The 19,958-nt window shown below is 61.1% G+C and carries 17 protein-coding genes and 1 tRNA gene; 10 read left to right on the top strand and 8 right to left on the bottom strand.

Translation table 11 applies throughout. From position 1 onward, the window contains the following. Positions 1 to 19: 19 nt before the first annotated feature. The 6 genes from GMST_RS12115 to gap form a co-directional block, all read right to left on the bottom strand. Complete coding sequence (locus GMST_RS12115) at positions 20 to 406, bottom strand: hypothetical protein (RefSeq protein WP_183354912.1); 387 nt, start codon at positions 404 to 406, stop codon at positions 20 to 22. A 307-nt stretch (positions 407 to 713) separates the two neighbouring features. Then, positions 714 to 800, bottom strand: a tRNA-Leu gene (locus tag GMST_RS12110). A 64-nt stretch (positions 801 to 864) separates the two neighbouring features. After that, the gene (gene secG, locus GMST_RS12105; RefSeq protein ID WP_183354911.1) at positions 865 to 1,263 is read right to left on the bottom strand and encodes a preprotein translocase subunit SecG; all 399 of its coding nucleotides are present in this window, start codon (positions 1,261 to 1,263) and stop codon (positions 865 to 867) included. A 68-nt stretch (positions 1,264 to 1,331) separates the two neighbouring features. Next, positions 1,332 to 2,087, bottom strand: coding sequence for a triose-phosphate isomerase (tpiA, locus tag GMST_RS12100; protein ID WP_183354910.1), 756 nt, complete (start codon positions 2,085 to 2,087; stop codon positions 1,332 to 1,334). A gap of 126 nt (positions 2,088 to 2,213) precedes the next feature. Continuing rightward, on the bottom strand, positions 2,214 to 3,416 hold the full coding sequence (pgk, locus tag GMST_RS12095; RefSeq protein WP_183354909.1) for a phosphoglycerate kinase: 1,203 nt from the start codon (positions 3,414 to 3,416) through the stop codon (positions 2,214 to 2,216). Positions 3,417 to 3,656: 240 nt separating this feature from the next. Then, the gene (gap, locus tag GMST_RS12090) at positions 3,657 to 4,652 is read right to left on the bottom strand and encodes a type I glyceraldehyde-3-phosphate dehydrogenase (RefSeq protein WP_183354908.1); all 996 of its coding nucleotides are present in this window, start codon (positions 4,650 to 4,652) and stop codon (positions 3,657 to 3,659) included. Positions 4,653 to 4,929: 277 nt separating this feature from the next. Here gap and GMST_RS12085 point away from each other — a divergent pair, with 277 nt between their 5' ends. From GMST_RS12085 to GMST_RS12040, 10 genes are all read left to right on the top strand, one after another. Further along, the gene (locus GMST_RS12085) at positions 4,930 to 6,999 is read left to right on the top strand and encodes an ATP-binding protein (protein WP_183354907.1); all 2,070 of its coding nucleotides are present in this window, start codon (positions 4,930 to 4,932) and stop codon (positions 6,997 to 6,999) included. 241 nt (positions 7,000 to 7,240) lie between these two features. After that, positions 7,241 to 8,011: an MBL fold metallo-hydrolase gene (locus tag GMST_RS12080; protein ID WP_183354906.1), complete on the top strand. Its 771-nt coding sequence runs from the start codon at positions 7,241 to 7,243 to the stop codon at positions 8,009 to 8,011. Between the two features lie 175 nt (positions 8,012 to 8,186). Next, positions 8,187 to 9,482 carry an adenylosuccinate lyase gene (gene purB, locus GMST_RS12075; protein ID WP_183354905.1) on the top strand — a complete coding sequence of 432 codons (1,296 nt, stop codon included), beginning with the start codon at positions 8,187 to 8,189 and terminating at the stop codon, positions 9,480 to 9,482. Beyond that, on the top strand, positions 9,475 to 10,563 hold the full coding sequence (locus GMST_RS12070) for a mechanosensitive ion channel family protein (RefSeq protein ID WP_246399504.1): 1,089 nt from the start codon (positions 9,475 to 9,477) through the stop codon (positions 10,561 to 10,563). The genes purB and GMST_RS12070 overlap by 8 nt, the downstream gene beginning before the upstream one ends. Continuing rightward, positions 10,547 to 13,537 carry a phosphoribosylformylglycinamidine synthase subunit PurS gene (locus GMST_RS12065; protein ID WP_183354903.1) on the top strand — a complete coding sequence of 997 codons (2,991 nt, stop codon included), beginning with the start codon at positions 10,547 to 10,549 and terminating at the stop codon, positions 13,535 to 13,537. Before GMST_RS12070 ends, GMST_RS12065 begins: the two co-directional genes overlap by 17 nt. A gap of 113 nt (positions 13,538 to 13,650) precedes the next feature. After that, on the top strand, positions 13,651 to 14,475 hold the full coding sequence (locus GMST_RS12060; protein ID WP_183354902.1) for a phosphoribosylformylglycinamidine synthase subunit PurQ: 825 nt from the start codon (positions 13,651 to 13,653) through the stop codon (positions 14,473 to 14,475). 45 nt (positions 14,476 to 14,520) lie between these two features. After that, positions 14,521 to 15,948: an amidophosphoribosyltransferase gene (gene purF, locus GMST_RS12055; protein WP_183354927.1), complete on the top strand. Its 1,428-nt coding sequence runs from the start codon at positions 14,521 to 14,523 to the stop codon at positions 15,946 to 15,948. After that, the gene (gene pyrE / locus GMST_RS12050; RefSeq protein ID WP_183354901.1) at positions 15,945 to 16,493 is read left to right on the top strand and encodes an orotate phosphoribosyltransferase; all 549 of its coding nucleotides are present in this window, start codon (positions 15,945 to 15,947) and stop codon (positions 16,491 to 16,493) included. Before purF ends, pyrE begins: the two co-directional genes overlap by 4 nt. A 205-nt stretch (positions 16,494 to 16,698) precedes the next feature. Next, positions 16,699 to 17,394, top strand: coding sequence for a YkgJ family cysteine cluster protein (locus GMST_RS12045; RefSeq protein WP_183354900.1), 696 nt, complete (start codon positions 16,699 to 16,701; stop codon positions 17,392 to 17,394). 26 nt (positions 17,395 to 17,420) lie between these two features. After that, the gene (locus GMST_RS12040) at positions 17,421 to 17,966 is read left to right on the top strand and encodes a YaeQ family protein (protein ID WP_183354899.1); all 546 of its coding nucleotides are present in this window, start codon (positions 17,421 to 17,423) and stop codon (positions 17,964 to 17,966) included. A 437-nt stretch (positions 17,967 to 18,403) separates the two neighbouring features. Here the strand turns inward: GMST_RS12040 and GMST_RS12035 are convergent, their stop codons facing one another. Then, on the bottom strand, positions 18,404 to 18,604 hold the full coding sequence (locus GMST_RS12035) for a cold-shock protein (RefSeq protein ID WP_183354898.1): 201 nt from the start codon (positions 18,602 to 18,604) through the stop codon (positions 18,404 to 18,406). A gap of 302 nt (positions 18,605 to 18,906) precedes the next feature. After that, positions 18,907 to 19,899: an ADP-ribosylglycohydrolase family protein gene (locus tag GMST_RS12030; RefSeq protein WP_183354897.1), complete on the bottom strand. Its 993-nt coding sequence runs from the start codon at positions 19,897 to 19,899 to the stop codon at positions 18,907 to 18,909. Positions 19,900 to 19,958 lie beyond the last annotated feature (59 nt).

Genomic DNA, 19,958 nt, shown 5'->3' with positions numbered 1-19,958 from the left:
GGTGATGAGCTTAACCGTTTCAACCTTGAATTCCCTGGAATACGTCTTCCTCTTCTTTGCCATGACAGTCCCTCCGTGCTGCCGGTTTTAGCAGCTTTTCGGACTGTCCACAAGATCGGGGAAGATCCACCACCCCCTCGCTATTAGCGACCACCCCTTCGTTAATAGCGACCACCCCCTCCCTAATAACGACCACCCCCTCGCTAATAACGACCACCCCTTCGCTAATAACGACCACCCCCTCGCTAATAGCGACCACCCCTTCGCTAATAACGACCACCCCCTCGCTAATAGCGACTACCCCTTCGCTAATAACGACCACCCCTTCGCTAATAACGACCACCCCCTCGCTATTAGCGACCACCCCCTCGCTATTAGCGACCACCCCCTCGCTATTAGCGACCACCCCCTCGCTAATAACGATGACCCCTTGCTAATAACGATGACCCCTTTGCTAATAACGACTATCTCCGCGCTATTAGCGGTGGCTACCCTGGTGAAAGGGACTGCTGCGCCGTCCGTAACGCCCACCCCTTCGGCCATGGGGACGGGGCCCCGACGGCGGAACGCGAGTTCATGCAGATAAAGGTTTGTTGCTGGGAACTGGATTTATTGAGAAATACGGAATAGGGGAGTGGTAATCAGGGAGGAAAGAACTGTATAAAACGAAAAGCGCCCTGGTCGTTTTGACCAGGGCGCTCTTTGTGATTCGTTGGTGCCGAAGACGAGACTCGAACTCGTACAGGCTATCGCCCGCCACCCCCTCAAGATGGTGTGTCTACCAATTCCACCACTTCGGCAAGAAGTCCTCGTTATTTATCATTAGCTCAGAAAGAAGTCAACCAAAAAGTACAAATCTTTTTTTTATTTCTGTGCAGGAGCCGGCTGAACCGGTGCTGCGGGTGCTGCGGGTGCAGCCGGTGCAACAGGTGCTGCGCCGGGAACGGCCGGTGCTGCGGGCTTCTGCAGCGGCATGCCGCCCATGGGGGCCGGCTTAGCCTTGGGTGCCTTCGACATGATCGAAGAGCTGCTCCCTTTGCCGGAGATGAAGGCCAGGGACAGGGACGTCAGCATGAAAATGATCGCCGCACTCGTGGTGACCTTGCTCATGAAGGTGTTGCCGCCACCAGCGCCGAAGACCGACTGGCTGCCGCTTGCACCGAACGAAGCGCCCATCTCGGCACCTTTTCCGGACTGAAGCAGTACGACGACGATCAGGGCAAGACAGACGACGACGTGCAGAGTTACCAGTAAAATTGTCATTAAACGTGTTACCTCCGAGAAATTTCAACGTGCATATTTAGCATAGTTCTCGGAAAAAACAAAGCCCTTTATTGTCCGAAGTTCACAATGGAGGCAAAGGACGCTGCTTTGAGGCTTGCTCCACCTACCAGTGCGCCGTCTATGTCGCTGCAGGCCATGAGCCCCTTGACGTTCTCCGGCTTCACGCTGCCACCGTAGAGAATGCGCACTTTTCCGGCTGCCGCGGCACCGTAGAGTTCGCTGACGACGCCGCGGATGAAGGCGTGCGCCTCCTGCGCCTGGGCGTCAGTGGCAGTCTTGCCGGTGCCGATAGCCCAGACCGGTTCGTAGGCGATGATGACCGGCGCGAACTGGGCTGCGCCGATCCCTGCCAGACCGCCTTTCACCTGGCGCTCGAGGACTTTAAAGGTTTCGCCGGCTTCCCGCGCTGCCAGGGTCTCGCCGATGCAGAAGATGGGGATGAGCGGACCGTTGAGGGCTGCCTTGATCTTCTTGTTGACCGTCTCGTCGGTCTCGCCGAAATACTCGCGGCGCTCGGAGTGCCCGATGATGACGTAGCTGGCACCGGCATCCAGAAGCATCCTCGAGGATACCTCGCCGGTGTAGGCGCCTTCTTCCTCCCAGAAGACATCCTGGGCTGCCAGGTTGATCTGGGTGCCGGCCACTGCGGGTACCAGCGAAGGGAGCACGGTGAACACGGGAGCTACCACGATCTCGACCTGGCCGGCATCCGCCACCAGCGGGGCGAGTTCCTCGACCAGGGAGAGTGCCTCCTGCTTCGTCTTGTAAAGCTTCCAGTTGCCAGCGATTACCGGTTTGCGCATGAATCCCCTCCAAAAGGTGATGAAGAAAACTGTTTAGGTAATTACATTGCAGTCCGGACCTGTGAAGGTGCGGGAGAGGGGAGGGGGCTGCCCCGACCTCTCTCCCGCGCCGTTGTCCGGGAAACCCTAGTTTTTGTGCCCGTTGTCCTCGAGGACCTTGATGCCCGGGAGCTTCTTTCCTTCCAGGAGTTCCAGGAAGGCGCCGCCGCCGGTGGAGATGTAGCTGATCTTCGCGTACTCACCGGCACGGTGCACCGCGACGTCGGTATCGCCGCCCCCCACGATGGTCAGGGCGTAGGAATTGGCCACGGCCGAGACCATGGCAAAGGTGCCGCGCGAGAAGGCGTCCATCTCGAACACACCCATCGGGCCGTTCCAGACGATGGTCTTCGAGTTCTGCAGCGCCTCGGCGAAGAGGGTCACCGTGGCCGGCCCGATGTCCAGCGCCATCCACCCTTCGGGGATCTCCTGGATGGTGCAGACCTTGGTCTCGGCTGCGGGGTTGAACTGGTCGGCGACCACGCAGTCGACCGGCAGGTAGAACTTGACCCCTTTCTCGCGGGCCTTCTGGTAGGTAGCCATGGCGGTGTCGATGAGGCTGTCCTCGACGAGCGACTTGCCGACGTTGTAACCCAACCCCTTCAGGAAGGTAAAGGCCATGCCGCCGCCGATGATGATCTTGTCAACCTTGTCGCACAGGTTCTCGAGTACCTCGATCTTGCCGGAGACCTTGGCGCCCCCCAGGATGGCGACCAGCGGACGGATCGGGTTCTGCATCGCCTTGTCGAAGTAGTTCATCTCGTTTTTCATCAGGAAGCCCGCGGTCACCACGGGGATGAAATTGGCGATGGCTTCGACCGAGGCATGGGCGCGGTGCGAAACGGCGAAGGCGTCGTTTACGTAGATCTCGCAACCGTTCACCAACTCCTTGGCGAAGTCGGCGTCGTTTTTCTCCTCGCCCTGGTAGAAACGGACGTTCTCCAGCATGAGGATGTCACCCGGCTGCATGGCGTCGACCATGGCGCGCACCTCGGGGCCGATGCAGTCCGGGGCGAGTTTCACCTCTTTGCCCAAAAGGCGGGAGAGGCGCTTTGCGGCCGGGGCCATGGAGTACTTCTCCTTGCGCTCACCCTTGGGGCGGCCCAGGTGCGAGGCGAGGACGATCTTGGCCTTCTGGTCCAGCGCGTAGTTCAAGGTGGGGAGCACGGCGCGGATGCGGGTGTCCTCGGTGATGTTCTGGTTTTCGTCCAGCGGCACGTTGAAGTCGACGCGCATGAAGATCTTCTTGCCGGCCAGGTTGTCTATCTCGTCGATGTAGCGAATTGACATGGTCCCTCCTGATGTATGACGGGAATTTCCCCAAAACGGGTAATGCTGTGAAACGCAGAGCCGCCCCTTTCCGCGCCTGGCCGGCAGGTGTCCGCTTCCGGGTGCACAAGGCGCCGTGGCGCGAACCCGCTTTGACACTCGCCCGTAAAAGGGGAGGGCGGGACCTCGGCGCGAAAGCGGCAAAAAGACGGGGAGAGTAAACCCTCCCCGTCTCTTATGGTCTGCGGTTGCGCCTGTTCGTTAGAGCAGGATTTTCATCAGGCTGACGACGCGGTTGGAGAAGCCTGCCTCGTTGTCGTACCAGGAGATCACCTTCACCATGTTGCCGGCAATCGACTTGGTGCAGGATGCGTCGACGATGGAGGAGAGGGCGTTGCCGTTGAAGTCGATGGATACCAGGGGCTCGGTGCAGAACCCGAGGATCCCCTTGAGCGCCCCTTCTGCGGCGGCCTTCAGGGCGGCGTTGACCTGCTCGGCGTCGGCGGGCTTGGAAAGGGTCACGACCAGGTCGACGACCGAGACGTTCGGGGTCGGGACGCGGATCGCCATGCCGTCCAGCTTGCCCTTAAGTTCGGGAAGCACCAGGGAGACCGCCTTGGCGGCGCCGGTGGTGGTCGGGATCATGGAGAGGGCGGCGGCGCGGGCGCGGCGCAGGTCCTTGTGCGGCAGGTCGAGGATGTTCTGGTCGTTGGTGTAGGAGTGTACGGTGGTGACCAGGCCCTTCTCGATCCCGAAGGTCTCGTGCAGGACCTTGGCGACCGGTGCCAGGCAGTTGGTGGTGCAGGAGGCGTTGGAGATGATGTGGTGCTTGGTCTTGTCGTACTCCTTGTCGTTCACCCCCATGACCACGGTGAGGTCCGGGTCGGTGGCCGGAGCGGAGATGATAACCTTGGCCGCGCCTGCGGTGAGGTGCTGGGCCGCCTTTTCTTTGGCGGTGAACAGGCCGGTGGACTCGAGTACCACGTCGACCTTCATCTCTTTCCAGGGGAGCTCGGCCGGGTTGCGGACGGCCAGGACCTTCACGGCCTTGCCGTTAATGACGATGGAGTCGCCCTCTACCTTCACCTCGCCCGGGAAAGCGCCGTGTACCGAGTCGTACTTCAACAGGTGGGCCAGTGTCTTGGCATCGGTGAGATCGTTGATGGCGACAAATTCGATGTTCTGATCCTGGGCAGCCGCCCTCAGGACGCAACGCCCGATCCTGCCGAAACCGTTAATCGCTACTCGTAAAGCCATGTGCTCCTCCCTGGATTATAATTAAGATTTACTTCTCAACCGCCATAGTATACGGACGCACGCGCGACAGTCAACAATTTTGTTCAAGAAAAGTTAGCCGGGCGTCGATAGCACGGATGTAGCTCAGCAGACCTGTTATATCAGTTATTGTGATGCGCATCACGTTGTCTTGAGACAATAAATCCGGATAATTATTGACTTTTCGAGTCGGGGAAATTATGCTGGAGTATCCGGCATTCTACCCTGTGACTCCCAAGGTTTGGAACGTATCTCATAGATGAACATGACGCTTGAAAAACGCATAACGCTCTTCTCCTTCCTGATCCTGTTCCTGACTATCTTTGTCGGATCCGGAATGGATATCATGGCGTTGCGCAAGGACCAGGTGAACGCCCTCAACCTGCGTTCGCGCAGCCTTGCCAGTGCGCTCAAGGTCAACATCGAGAAAGTCCTGAACCTCGGCCTCGACCTCAAGGATATGACCGGTCTTTCCGAGAAGTGCCGTGAGATCATGGCCGGGAATTCCGACCTCGCCTACTGCATCGTCTCCGATACCAAGGGCACTATCCTCTTCGCCAGCGATTCCCACTACCTCTCCCTGCCGTCGTTACCCGTCTCACCCGAGCAGACCAAGACCCAGAGCCGCCTGACCCTCACGGTTGAAGGGCAGGAGGGGTCCTACTACGATTCGGCGGTCCCCGTCAAGGCCGCGGACGGCAGGACGGTCGCCCTGGCGCACGTAGGGTTCAGCGAGAAGGTCGTCTTCGACAAGGTGAGGGGGATGATCTTCAAGACCCTGTACCTGCTCTGCATGGCGCTCGGGGTCAGCTTCTCGCTGGTGGTCATCTTCGTGAAGAAGTACGTCATGTCTCCGATCTCCACCCTCTTGAAGGGGGTGAAGCAGATCTCGGAAGGGGCCTTCGACACCCAGATCGGCGAGGTGCGGGTTCCCGAATTCAACGAGCTGGCCCGCAACATCAACCTGATGTCCCAGTTCCTGAAGCACAGGGACGAGCAGATCAAGAAGAACTACCAGGACATGGAGAAGACCTTCGAGGAGCTCCATGACTCCTACCGCAAGCTCGAGACCATGAGTGCGGACCTTGAGCGCTCCGAGGAGCTCTACAAGTCCCTTATGGAGGACGCAAGCGACGCCATCCTGGTCATCGGGGCCGACGAGTCGATCCGCATGGTCAACAAGATGGCCGAGGAGTTCTTCGGCTACGAGGCGCGCGAGCTGGTTGGGTTGCCGCTCACCAAGATGCTGCTGCTCCTTAACATCGGCAACATCCCCAAGTTGCAGCGCATTTTCCGCGAGGCGGCGAGCGGCGCGCACATCCAGGAAGAGATGCAGCTTTTAAAGAAGGGGGGCGGGGTGATGGTGGCCATGCTGCACGCGACCGCCATCAAAAGCGGCAGCGAGACCCTGGTGCAGGCGATCTTCCGCGACGTGACCCGCGAGCGCGAGATCATCGCGAACCTCGAGAAGAGCTCGGCGGACCTGGCGCGCCTGAACCGGATGAAAGACTCCTTCCTGGGGCTTGCCTCCCACGAGCTTAAGACCCCGCTTACCGTCATCATGGGGTACTCGGAACTGATCATCACCGACATGTCCGACCGGGTCGACAAGACGGTCATGGAGATGGTCACCAACATAAGCAACGCCGCAAGCCGGCTGGACAACATCGTGAAGGACATGGTCGACGTCTCGCTCATCGACGAGAAGAGGCTCCAGCTCAAGATGGAGGACATCCAGCTGAACCGGCTCATCGAGGCGGCGGTGAACGAGCTGCGCTTCTTCTTCTCCATGCGCAAGCAGGAGGTCGTGGTCAACCTGGACGAATCGATCCCGACGCTGCGCGGCGACGCCCTCAGGCTCATGCAGCTTCTCTCCAACATCCTTGGTAACGCCATCAAGTTCACCCCGGACGGCGGGCGGATCACCATCGCGAGTTCGGCGAAGTACCTCCTGCGCGGTGCGCAGGTCTCCGAGGCGCAGGCAGCCGCCCTCGCCGCCGGGCGGGAGCACCACCTGTTCCTGGAGATCACGATTACCGACACCGGCATCGGTATCGACCGCGACGACCAGCTGCGCGTCTTCGACAAGTTCTACGAGGTCGGCAACATCCAGGAGCATTCGAGCGGCAAGGTCGCCTTCAAGGCCAAGGGGGCGGGGCTCGGACTCTCCATCGCCAAGGGGATCGTCGACATGCACGGCGGCGAGATCTGGGTGGAGTCGACCGGCTACAACCCGGACAAGATGCCCGGTTCCACCTTCCACATCCTCTTGCCGCTCAATCCCATGTTGGGCGAGAACATCGCCGACTACTCCAAGCTGCTCCGTTAACGGCATCTCAGCAAGATAACCTTGAATCTCCCGCCCGTTTCCTGTATATAACTTAGGTTTTTCACTCCTTTTTAGGCAACACTACTTCCCGATCCCTCACCACAGCGTCGTGCCGAGGTTTTTTGTGAAACGATGAGAGCATCGCCCGCGGCACGTAGCGTGCCGGCGGTCTCGCGCTCCCCGTCTTTCCGTCGGCTGGTTGGGGTTTTGATTGCAGCGGTATCCATTCCTGGAGGGATTGATGAAGCTTTGCCTTTTGGCAAGCGGCAGCAAGGGGAATTGTCTCTTTCTCGAAACCGACTCCTGCCGTCTCCTGATCGATGCCGGGCTCTCCGGCAGGGAGGCCCTGAACAGGCTGGCCTCCATCGGGGTTGCCCCCGAAACGCTGGACGGCATACTCATCACCCACGAACACACTGATCACATCCGCGGCGTCGGCACCCTGGCCAGGCGCCTGAAGATCCCCGTACTGATGGCGTCGCGTACCCACGAGGCGGCGCGTCACGTCATCGGCAAGGTGGACCTCGTCGAGTTCGACCCCGGGACCCCGCTTGCCTTCAAGGGGCTCGGCATCGATCCCTTTCCGATCACCCACGACGCGACCGACCCGGTCGGCTACCGCATCGAGGGGAGCGAGGGGTGCATCGGGTTCGCCACCGACCTGGGAATCGCCACCCGTCTTACCTGCGAAAAACTGAAGAACTGCCGCGCGCTGGTGCTTGAATTCAACCACGACGAGGAGATGCTGCAAAACGGGCCCTATCCCTGGCACCTGAAGCAGCGTATCCGCTCGCGGCACGGTCACCTCTCCAATTCGGAAGGGGCCGCGCTTTTGGAGGAGCTGCTCCATGCCGGGCTGGAAGGGGTTTTCCTGTCGCACCTCTCCGAGGTGAACAACGACCCCTCCCTGGCCATGCTGGCCGCGACGAGCCTGGTGAACGGTCAGAACCTCTGCGGCCCGCAGCTTTTCCTGGGGAACCAGTACCAGGCAAGCGGAGTACTCGACATTTAGTTCACGATCCTGTAAAGTCAGCTGGTTCAACTCTTATGGTCCTGCTTTTGACACAGCTTGAGATAAACAGAGGGGATTTGTTTGATCCGCGTATGCCGCTTCTTTGAGCGGTGCCGTGGATTTTCGTGTTTTATACAAAATCTGAAACAGCTACCAATGCAAGGGGGAAGAATTCGTGATTGAACGTTACAGTCGTCCTGAAATGGCCCGTATCTGGGAACCGGAGAACCGCTACCAGAAGTGGCTTGAGATCGAGATCTACGCCTGCGAGGCACACGCACAGATGGGGAGGATCCCCCAGGACGCCGTGGACCGGATCAAGGCCAAGGCCTCGTTCGACGTGGACCGCATCGACGAGATCGAGCGCACCGTCAAGCATGACGTGATCGCCTTCTTGACCTCGGTGGCCGACTACATCGGCGACGACTCCCGTTTCGTCCACCTGGGACTTACCTCTTCCGACGTCCTGGACACCTCCTTCGCCATGCTGTTGAAGGAAGCGGGGGAGCTGATCATCGAGGACATCAAGCGCCTCATGGTCGCCATCAAGAAGCGCGCCTACGAGCACAAGATGACCCCGATGATGGGGCGCTCGCACGGCATCCACGCCGAGCCGGTCACCTTCGGCCTCAAGATGGCCCTTTGGTACGACGAGATGGCCCGCAACTTAAAGCGCATGCAGGCGGCTCTCGAGACCATTTCCTACGGCAAGCTCTCCGGCGCGGTCGGCACCTTCGCCAACATCGACCCGCAGGTCGAGGCCTTCGTCTGCCAGAAGGCGGGGCTTAAGCCGGCGCCGTGCTCCACCCAGGTGCTGCAGCGCGACCGCCACGCCGAATACTTCACCACCCTCGCCATCGTGGCCTCCTCCATCGAGAAGTTCGCCGTCGAGATCCGCCACCTGCAGCGCACCGAGGTGCTGGAAGCCGAGGAGTTCTTCAGCAAGGGGCAGAAGGGGTCCTCCGCGATGCCGCACAAGCGCAACCCGGTACTCTCCGAGAACCTGACCGGCCTGGCGCGCCTGATCCGCGGCTACGCAGTCTCCGCCATGGAGAACGTGCCGCTTTGGCACGAGCGGGACATCTCGCACTCCTCCGTCGAGCGCATCATCGGCCCGGACGCCACCGTCCTCATGGACTTCATGCTGAACCGCGCCATCGGCCTCATCGAGAACCTGGTCGTCTACCCCGAGAACATGATGCGCAACCTGAACCAGATGCGCGGGCTCATCTTCTCGCAGCGCGTGCTCTTGAAACTCGCCGAGGCGGGCGCCTCCCGCGAGAAGGCCTACGCCCTGGTGCAGAGAAACGCCATGAAGGTGTGGGAGGAAGGTAAGGACTTCCAGGCCGAGCTTTTAAACGATGCCGAGGTGACCGGGTTCCTGCCGGCCGAGGAGATCAAGGAAGCCTTCGACCTGGGTTACCACATGAAGCATGTCGACACCATCTTCACGAGGGTTTTCGGTGGCTGATATCTGGAGCTATTTCCTCCCGGACGAAGGTGACATCTTCTACCTCTTCTGGGCCAAGCAGATGCTCATTTCGGTGCTGATCGTCGGCGCCGCTTACCTGGTCTCCAGGTTCGCGGCGCTGCTCGTTGCCCGGGTCGCCCACCGGGTGAACCAGGTGACCAAGGGGGAGTGGGACGAGCCGACCCTGGCGCGCATCTGCGCTCCGCTTCTGGCCCTGGTGAACACCGCAGGCCTCTACGTCGCGATCCGGCGTCTGCCGCTTCCCGAGCGCCTGCACCTGGTCATCTCAGGGATCCTCTTCATCGTCAACATCTGCCTTTTGGCCACCTGCGCCTACCGGCTCATGGACGAGGCCTTGAAGCGCTACGGCAAAAGGCTCGCGGGCGAGGAGATGAGCCGGCAGCTGATCCCCCTGGTGCAGAAGATCGGCAGCATCTTCCTCTTCGGCACCGCGCTCATCATCACCTTAAAGCACTTCAACTACGACATCCTCTCCCTGGTGACCGCCCTGGGGGTCGGCTCCCTGGCCATCGGCCTCGCCGCCAAGGACACCCTCGCGAACATGATCTCCGGCTTCACCCTCATGATCGACCTGCCGTTTCGCATCGGCGACCGGATCCAGCTGGGGAGCCAGGTGGGGGAAGTCATCGACATCGGGCTCAGGAGCACCAAGATCAAGAGCCTGGACAACAGCTACCTGATCGTCCCCAACTCCGAACTCTGCAACACGCTCCTCATCAACCAGGATCTCCCCGACTCCCGCGGCAAGGGGAAGGTCGTCTTGGGGGTCGCCTACGGCACCGACGTCATGCTCGCCAAGAGGGTCCTGGTCGATACCGCCAAGGCGGTCCCCGGCGTGCTCGCCGAGCCGGCACCCGAGGCCTTCTTCACCAGTTTCGGCGACAGCGCCCTGAACCTTACGCTGCTCTTTTGGACCGAGAGCTACACCACGGTCTTCGGCGTCACCGACAGGGTGAACTGCGCCATCCTGGAGAGCTTCGCACAAAACGGCATCAACATCCCGTACCCGACGCGGACGGTTTTCTTCGAAAAGGACACCAACCATGCCCCACAGAATTGAAATAACGCTCAAGGACGAGGTCCGCGACCCGCGCGGCGAACGGATCAAACGGGAGATCGAGCACTTTCTCCACCTGAGCGTGGACCAGGTGCGCACCATCGACGTCTACACGGTCGACGTACCGCTCTCCAGCGAGGAGCTCGAGGCGGTGGCGGCGGGCCCCTTCAGCGACCCCGTCATCCAGGGGTACAGCATCGACAGGGCAGCGGCCCACGGCTTCGACTGGCTGGTCGAGGTCGGCTTCCGCCCCGGCGTCACCGACAACGTCGGTCGTACCGCCGGCGAGGCGATCGCCTACCTGACCGGGCGCCCGCTTTCGGCGGGGGAGGGGGTCTACACCTCGGTGCAGTACCTCATCTCCGGGAAGCTTTCCGCCGAAGTGATCGAGAAGATCGCCACCGGCCTTTTGTGCAACACCCTCATCCAGCGCTACCAGGTGCTGGACGCCGCCTCCTTTAGGGCCAAGGGTGGCGTCGCCACCTTCGTCCCCAAGGTGCAGGTCGAGGCGAAGGTCGAGGTGAACACCGTCGATCTCGAGGTCTCCGACGAGGAGCTGATGCGCATCAGCCGCGACGGGGTCCTGGCGCTCACCCTGGACGAGATGAAGATCATCCAGGCCCACTACCGCGATGCGAAGGTGCGCGAGACCCGTGAGAAGCTGGGGCTCGGTGCGCAGCCGACCGACGTGGAGCTCGAGGCCCTGGCGCAGACCTGGTCCGAGCACTGCAAGCACAAGATCTTCTCCGCAGACGTCGAGTACGACGACGGCACCGGGAAGACCGAGAAGATCAATTCGCTCTTCAAGAGCTACATCCAGAAGACCACCGCCGACGTGCGCGCCGCCCTGGGCGACAAGGACTTCTGCCTCTCCGTCTTCAAGGACAACGCCGGGGTGATCCGCTTCAACGACGACTGGTCGCTGGTCTTCAAGGTGGAGACCCACAACTCGCCGTCCGCGCTCGACCCCTACGGCGGGGCGCTCACCGGGATCGTCGGCGTGAACCGCGACCCGTTCGGCACCGGCAAAGGGGCGAAGCTCATCTTCAACACGGATGTCTTCTGCTTCGCCGATCCCTTCTACGAGAAGCCGCTTCCCACGCGCCTCTTGCACCCCAGCCGCATCTTCGAAGGTGTCGTCGAGGGGGTCGAGCACGGCGGCAACAAAAGCGGCATCCCGACCGTTAACGGCTCCATCGTCTTCGACGACCGCTTCGCGGGAAAACCGCTGGTCTTCTGCGGCACAGCAGGGCTCATGCCGGCTACCGTGAACGGCGAGCCGGGGCACCAAAAGCGGATCGTACCGGGCGACCTGATCGTCATGACCGGCGGCCGCATCGGTAAGGACGGCATCCACGGCGCCACCTTCTCCTCCGAGGAGCTAAACGAGAACTCGCCGGTCTCCGCGGTGCAGATCGGCGACCCGATCACCCAGAAGCGGATGTTCGACTTCCTGATCCGGGCCCGCGACAAGAACCTCTACCGCTTCATCACCGACAACGGGGCAGGGGGGCTCTCCTCCTCGATTGGCGAGATGTCCGAGGAGTGCGGCGGCTGCCAGGTCGACCTCTCCAAGGCGCCGCTCAAGTACCCGGGGCTCGCTCCCTGGGAGATCCTGATCTCCGAGGCCCAGGAGCGCATGAGCCTCGCCGTTCCCCCCGAGCAGATCGACGCGTTCCTGGAGATGGCCAAGCGTTTCGGCGTTGAGGCCACCGTTCTCGGTACCTTCACCGACTCCGGCATCTTCCACATGCTCTACGGCGAGCAGACCGTGGCCTACCTGCCGCTCTCCTTCCTGCACGGCGGCCTCCCCCCCATGCAGATCCCGGCGCGCTGGGAGCAGCCGGTACACCCGGAGCCGACGCTCACGCCGGCCGCCGACTACACCGGCGACCTTAAGGGGCTCCTCTCCTCGCTCAACATCTGCTCCAAGGAGAGCGTGGTCAGGCGCTACGACCACGAGGTCCAGGGTGGTTCGGTAGTGAAGCCGTTTACCGGTGTCGCCAACGACGGCCCCTCCGATGCCGCCGTGGTGCGGCCGATCCTCGATTCCTTCGAGGCGGTGGTGACCGGGCACGGCATCAGCCCGCGCTACAGCGACATCGACGCCTACCACATGGCGGCGAACGCCATCGACGAGGGGCTTAGGAACTACGTGGCCGTGGGCGGCTCCCTCGACCTCGTGGCCGGCCTGGACAACTTCTGCTGGTGCGATCCGGTCCTCTCCGAGCGCACCCCGGACGGCCCCTACAAGATGGCCCAGCTGGTGCGCGCCAACAAGGCGCTCTACGACTACTGCACCGTCTTCTCCCTGCCGCTCATCTCCGGCAAGGACTCGATGAAGAACGACTTCTACGACGGCACCACCAAGATCTCCATTCCGCCGACCCTGCTCTTCTCCGTCATCGGCAAGATGGAAGATGCCCGCAAGGCCGTCACCATGGACGTGAAGCGTCCGGGCGACCTGGTGTACCTCATCGGTGTCACCAGGAACGAGCTGGGCGGCTCCGAGTACCTGGCTCAGAAAGGGCATGTCGGCAACAGCGTACCGAAGGTCGACGCCCAGGCGGCGCTGGCGAGTTACCGCGCCTACCACAAAGCGCTCAACGACGGGCTGGTAGCCTCCTGCCACGACCTCTCCGATGGCGGCCTGGCCGTTGCCGCTGCCGAGTCGGCCTTTGCCGGCGGGTACGGCGTGCAGCTCGACCTCGGCAAGGTGGCCTTTGCCGGCGCGGCAGCAGAAAAGAGCGACGCGGTGCTGCTCTTCTCCGAATCCGCTTCGCGTCTGCTCGTTACCGTGCGTCCCGAGAAGGCGGCTGCCTTCGAGGCGGCACTGGCCGGCAACGTCTGCGCGAAGATCGGCGAGGTGCGCGGCGACCAGAGCTTCGCGGTGACCGGCTTAAACGGTGCCGGGGTCGTCAAGGCTCAGCTTGCCGAATTGAAGGAAGCCTGGCAGGCGCCGCTTCGGGAGCTGTAGAGAGCAACGCCTGGGTATGCAGAACGCCATATATTTAAGTGGACAAAAAAAATCCCCGTTGTGCGATAATGAGAAGCTGAATTTTTCGCCCGGCACCTATTAGAGGATATTTGATGACAAAGGCAAAAGCGCTGGTCATAACTGGTAACGGTACCAACTGCGAGACCGAGGCGGCCCACGCCTGCCGGCTCGGCGGTTTTGACGAGGCACGCATCGCCCACATCTCGGAACTGATGACGGGCGAGGTAAGCCTGGACGACTACCACTTTTTGAACCTCACCGGGGGCTTTCTGGACGGTGACGACCTGGGCTCCGCAAAGGCGCAGGCCAACCGGCTCCGCTACGCAGCGGTCGCCGGCAGCAACGAGCCGATCCTGGAGCAGCTCTTGCGCTTCATCGGCGACGGGAAACTGGTCCTGGGGGTCTGCAACGGCTTCCAGCTCCTGGTGAAGATGGGGATGCTCCCGGCCCTGGGAAGCGACTATGTGAAGCAGACCGCGACCCTTACCTACAACGCGAGCGGCCGCTTCCAGGACCGCTGGTGCTACCTGAAGGTCGATGCCTCCTCGCCGTCGGTCTACACCCGCGGCATCGAGGGGGGCGTCTACCTCCCGATACGCCACGGCGAGGGGAAGTTCCTGGTCGATGCGCCCGAGACCCTGGAAGCCATCGAGAACAAGCACCTGGCCTGCCTGAAATACTCCGATGCCAACTACAGCGCCCCCACCATGGAGTTTCCGGAAAACCCCAACGGCTCCACCAACGCCATCGCCGGCATCTGCGACGAGACCGGCCGCGTGATGGGGCTCATGCCGCACCCCGAGGCTTTCGTGCACCGCACCCAGCATCCGCGCTGGACGCGCGAGGAACTGCCGGAGGAAGGTGCCGGCCTGGTCTTCTTCCGCAACGCGGCGCAGTACGTGAAGCAGAACCTGTAAAAGCTGAGAGTCGCAGTCACATAAGGAGCAATTTTCGTGGACGAAATGTTGATGCATAAACCTGAAGAAGAGTGCGGCATTTTCGGTGTCTTCAACCACCCGGAGGCGTCGAACCTCACCTACCTCGGGCTCTACGCCCTGCAGCACCGCGGTCAGGAAAGCTGCGGCATCGTCTCTTCGGACGGAGTCAACCTGCATGCTCACAAGAGCATGGGGCTGGTGGCCGACGTGTTCGGCAACCAGGAAATCTTCAAATCGCTTCCCGGACGCTCGGCCATCGGTCACGTCCGCTACTCGACCACCGGTTCTTCGGTGATCAAGAACGTGCAGCCGATCAACGTGGATTACTCCCGCGGATCGATCGCCGTGGCCCACAACGGCAACCTGGTCAATGCCCAGATCATCAAGGACGAGCTGGAGGCTTACGGGTCCATCTTCCAGACCACCATGGACACCGAGATAATCGTCCACCTCCTGGCGACCTCGAAGGCCAATTCGCTGCTGGACCGCCTCACCGATGCCCTGAACCGCATCCAGGGCGCCTACTGCCTCTTGTTCCTAACCGAAACCCGGATGATCGCGGCACGCGACCCGAACGGTTTCCGTCCCCTTTGCCTGGGCCGCCTCGGGAGCTCCTACGTGGTAGCCTCCGAGAGCTGTGCGCTCGACCTCATCGATGCCGAGTTCATCCGCGAGATCGAACCGGGCGAGGTGGTGCACGTCGACAAAAACGGCCTGACTTCGTACTTCCCGCTCAAGAAGGTCCAGCCGACCCCGTGCATCTTCGAGTTCGTCTACTTCGCCCGCCCCGACTCGCACATCTTCGGCAAGAACGTCTACCAGGTGCGCAAGGAGCAGGGTCGCCAGCTGGCGCGCGAGCACAAGGTCGATGCCGATATCGTGATCCCGATCCCGGACTCCGGCGTGCCGGCGGCACTTGGCTACGCGGAGGAGTCGGGGATCCCGTTCGAACTCGGCCTGATCCGCAACCACTACGTGGGGCGTACCTTCATCGAGCCGCAGCAGGCGATCCGTCACTTCGGCGTGAAGATCAAGCTGAACCCGGTGCGCGAGGTACTGAAGGGCAAGCGCGTGGTGGTCATCGACGACTCCATCGTGCGCGGCACGACCTCAAGGAAGATCGTGAAGATGATCCGCAATGCCGGCGCCGCCGAGGTGCACGTGCGCATCTCCTCGCCGCCGACCAGCTACCCCTGCTACTACGGGATCGACACCCCGAACCGCAAGGAGCTGATCTCCTCCTCGCACTCCATCGACGAGATCCGCCGCTACATCACCGCCGACTCCCTGGGGTATCTCTCGGAGGAGGGGCTGATGGCCTCGGTGGGCGCCGACAAGGAGAGCTTCTGCCACGCCTGCTTTACCGGGGGCTACCCGGTTAAATTCCCGCGCCTCGCTCAGGACGAAGAGCCGCAGATGCCACTATTCGAAAAGGAGACCGAGAAAAAATGACCGAACTGGAGCGCCTGAAGAAGATCATCATCGAACTGTCCTACGAGAAGAGAAACGTGACGCTGGCCTCCGGGCGCCAGAGCGATTTCTACTTCGACGGCAAACAGACCACGCTGCATCCGGAAGGTGGTTACCTGACCGGTAAGCTTTTCTTCGAGGCGATCCGCGACGTCGAGGGTGTGGAAGGGGTAGGGGGGCTGACCCTGGGGGCCGACCCCATCGCAACCGCCACCTCGGTGGTGAGCTTTTTGGAAGGGAAACCCATCCCGGCCTTCATCATCCGCAAGGAGCCCAAAGGGCACGGTACCGGCGCCTGGCTGGAAGGGCGCAAGAACTTCAAACCGGGCTCCAAGGTGGTCATCGTCGAGGACGTGGTGACCAGCGGCGGTTCCTCCCTGAAGGCGATCAAGCGCGCCGAGGAGGAGGGGCTGGTAGTGCTTGGCGTGGTGACCCTGGTGGACCGTGAGGAAGGCGGCCGCGAGAACATCGAGAAAGAGGGTTACTGGCTCAAGTCGATCTTCACCAAAGCCCAGATCCTTGCCTAGGTATCGGTTGTAACCGCATAATAAAAAAGAGGCGGCCCGAGATAGTTCGCGCCGCCTCTTTTTTTGAACCTGATTCCGCCACGGAGGCACGGACACCACGGAGAAAAGCGAGCCTTCCGGGTTAGATTTAGCTCTCTTTGGTTATCGTCGATTTCAAGGTTTTCTCCGTGTACTCCGTGCCTCCGTGGCAACTACTTAAAGGCTTATGGAACGTACCGTACAGAAGTACCAGGAACTCCTGCAGCAGATCGACCGCTGGTTCGCCCTGAGCAGCGAGCGTTACCCGGAGCTCATCGCCTGCCAGAGCGGCTGCTCTTGCTGCTGCCGGTCGCTCTTCGACATCACCATGCTGGACGCCTACGTCTTGCAGTGCGGCTTCGCCACGCTGCCGGCCGAGACCAGGGAACTCGTACTGGCGAAGTGCCGCGCACGCCTCGAGCTCATGCGGGAACAGTGGCCGGAGTTCCGGCATCCCTTCGTGCTGAATGAGCGTCTCGAGGAGGACTGGGAGGCGCTGATGCCGGACGAGGACGAGACACCGTGCGTGCTCCTCGACGATAACGGCCGCTGCCTGGTTTACCAGAACCGGCCCATGACCTGCCGGCTGCACGGCCTGCCGCTCATCGATGTAACTGGCGAGGTGCTGCACGACGAATGGTGCACGCTCAACTTCACCGACAGCGACCCTCTCGAGCTAGAGGGGGTGCGCGCCCCCTTCGATTCCATGATCCGGCAGGAGGTGGCCCTGGTCCGGGACTTCACCCAGGCGCTTTTGGGGCAGAGGATCAGCGAACTGGACACCTTCATCCCCACCGCACTGCTCGTCGATTTCGCCGGCTTTAATTGGCACGAGTGGCTGCGCGGCTTTACCCCCGCCGCAGCTGAAACCGAAGAAGAATAACCACACTATCCAAGAGGTCCTCCTGAATGGCTCTCCCCTCGACCATCTATCGCGCATCGATCCAGCTTTCCGACCTGGACCGCCAGGTTTACGAGCAGCTGCAGACCACCATCGCCCGACACCCCTCCGAGACCGAGGAACGCCTGGTGGTGCGCCTTTTGGCCTACCTGCTCTGTTACCAGGAGGGTCTCGTTTTCACCAAGGGGGTCGGCTCGGGAGACGAACCTGACCTGTGGGTCATCGGTCCGGATGGCCGACCAACACTCTGGGTGGAAGTAGGTCTCCCCGACCCGGAGCGCCTGGTCAAGGCCTGCCGCCACGTCGGCCGCACCGTCTTGTTCTGTTTCGGCAGGAACCAGGCGCAGTGGCTGGGACAGCACCAGGCGAAGCTGGCGGGGTGCCGGAACCTCAGCATTGTCTCTTTGGATGCGACGTTCCTGGCCGGCCTGGTGGCCACGCTGGAGCGGATGATCGCCTGGGAGGTAACGGTGACTGAAGGGGCGCTCTACCTGACGGCGGCAGGGGAGACTCTCGAATCGACACCGCAGCTGATCGTGGGAGTTCCTCTGTAAGGAATGTTGCTGGATTTTCGAAACCGGTAACCTGAGCCTGCCAGTTCCCGCTTCTCTGACGCCGCTGCCCTAACGTCCCTCCCTTTAGCAAAGGGAGGACAGGAGGGATTCGCTTTTTGGGCTTTAGGTTCTGTGGACTTACGGGCCGACTAAAACCGAATCCCCCCTGTCCCCCTTTTTCAAAGTGGGGAACCTGAGGTCAGCCGCAGCGCTTCGTGGAAGGGAGCTCTGAGCTTCCCAGGAATTTCCGGAAGAACTCTTTTCCAATGGAGAGCGCGTTCCAGCGCTGACAGCGACTAAAGACCGCGCTGTTCCTGGAATTCCTGATGCGAGGTTTTTGGTTGGGTAGGTGGAGGATTGGCAGGAGAGGGGACCGAAACGGGCACAAAAAAAGCCCCGGATTGCTCCGAGGCTTTTTTTAAAGTTCTACGCTATAACTAGATCCGGGTAACGTTAGCTGCCTGAAGACCTTTCGGCCCCTTCACGATTTCGAAGGACACGCTCTCGCCTTCAGTCAGGGACTTGAAGCCGTCGCCGTTGATAGCGGAGAAATGTACGAACACGTCCTCGCCATTTTCCTGCTCAAGAAAGCCAAATCCCTTGCTGTCGTTAAACCACTTCACAGTTCCGTTTACCATTTACTTACTTCTCCCATAATACATCTGATGTTTTTATCCGGGATCATCCGCAGACGCGTCACCTTAGCAGTTTTGCCCCTGATATGTCAATCCTATAATTTTAGTTTTCCGATAAATTTTATCGGCAGGTGGCATCTCTTTTGTTGCTGGCCGCGGCGGCGGATGGGGTGGAAACACCTGAAGTAGCGTACGTTCTCCCCTTTCTGTCGCGTCAAACTAAGACGCCTCCCATTAACCCCGGACCCGCGCCCCTCCTCAAAATGAAGCTTCGGCCCGAGATGGGGGGAGGTTCCCTGGCTCGGTCACGATTCCAGGTGCTTCACGATCCGGTCGATGCACTGCTCGATCTCTTGCCGCGCGGTGAGCCGGTTCCGCCACTGCTCGGGGACCGCACTCATGCCGAACCGTGCGCCGAGCCAGGTGCCGATCATCGCGCAGCGAGCCGCGTTGTCTCCGCCGGCATTGGCACATTCCAGAAACGCACGACGCGGGTCGTCCTGGAACTTGATGGCGGCGTGCAAGGCGGCCGGGAAACTGCTGGTAAGCGGACAGGACTGGCCAACGTCGAGGGTGACCTCGCGAACGTCCTCGCTGAGCCTGCCGAATACCCCCTCCACCAGAGCGCTCAATTCCCTGCCGAATTCCGGCTCGCCTGCCACCGAGCTCGCCGCCGATTTGACTGCTTCGGGAAGCCCGCTCCCGCCGAGGAGCGCCTCGATGATAAGGGCGTGGCATTTCATGTACACCACGGCGCGGGTGTTGTTTTGGCAGACCCGGGTGGCACTTTCCACGGCCCTGAGCAGTTCGTCGTCTTCGGCGTGCGCCACGACCACCGGCGCCAGGCGCGTGGCGGTAGCGGGTTGGTCGTCGTCGGCTCCTGCCTGGAAGTGAAACGGGTTGTCGGGGAACTTGTCAGCATAGGGGCGGAAGTTCTCCAGGGTCCCCTTGGTGGCATGGTCGAGATAGCCATGGTAGTCGGGGGAGGAAAAGAGGGCCACAAAACGCGCACCGAAATCCTGTGGGGTGAAGAACCCTCTATCGGCGATGCTCTGCAGCATCAACAGGGCGGCGTCGCCGTAGTGGGTGAAGTCGCCTGGGTGCTTGCCAAAGTGGTAGTGTCCTTCGACGGGGGCCTCGAAGCCGGTGACACCTTCAGGAAACCGGTTCTTAAGCTCGTTAAGATCGTATATCCAGTGCGAACCGAGGCAGAGCGCATCCCCTACGAACTCCCCCCAGATCGCGGCTTTACAGCGCTCGCTAAAATCGACGATCCTGCTTTCTTGGTCTTTATTCATGGCGTACTCCTCTGGTATGACTGTGGGGCGGAAGTCTTTGTCGAAAAATTCTGTTGCCC

This window comes from Geomonas silvestris, assembly GCF_014193515.1.
GTDB lineage: Bacteria > Desulfobacterota > Desulfuromonadia > Geobacterales > Geobacteraceae > Geomonas > Geomonas silvestris.
Note: the sequence above shows the minus strand (reverse complement) of the source record. Positions and strands in the feature narration are given on the sequence as shown.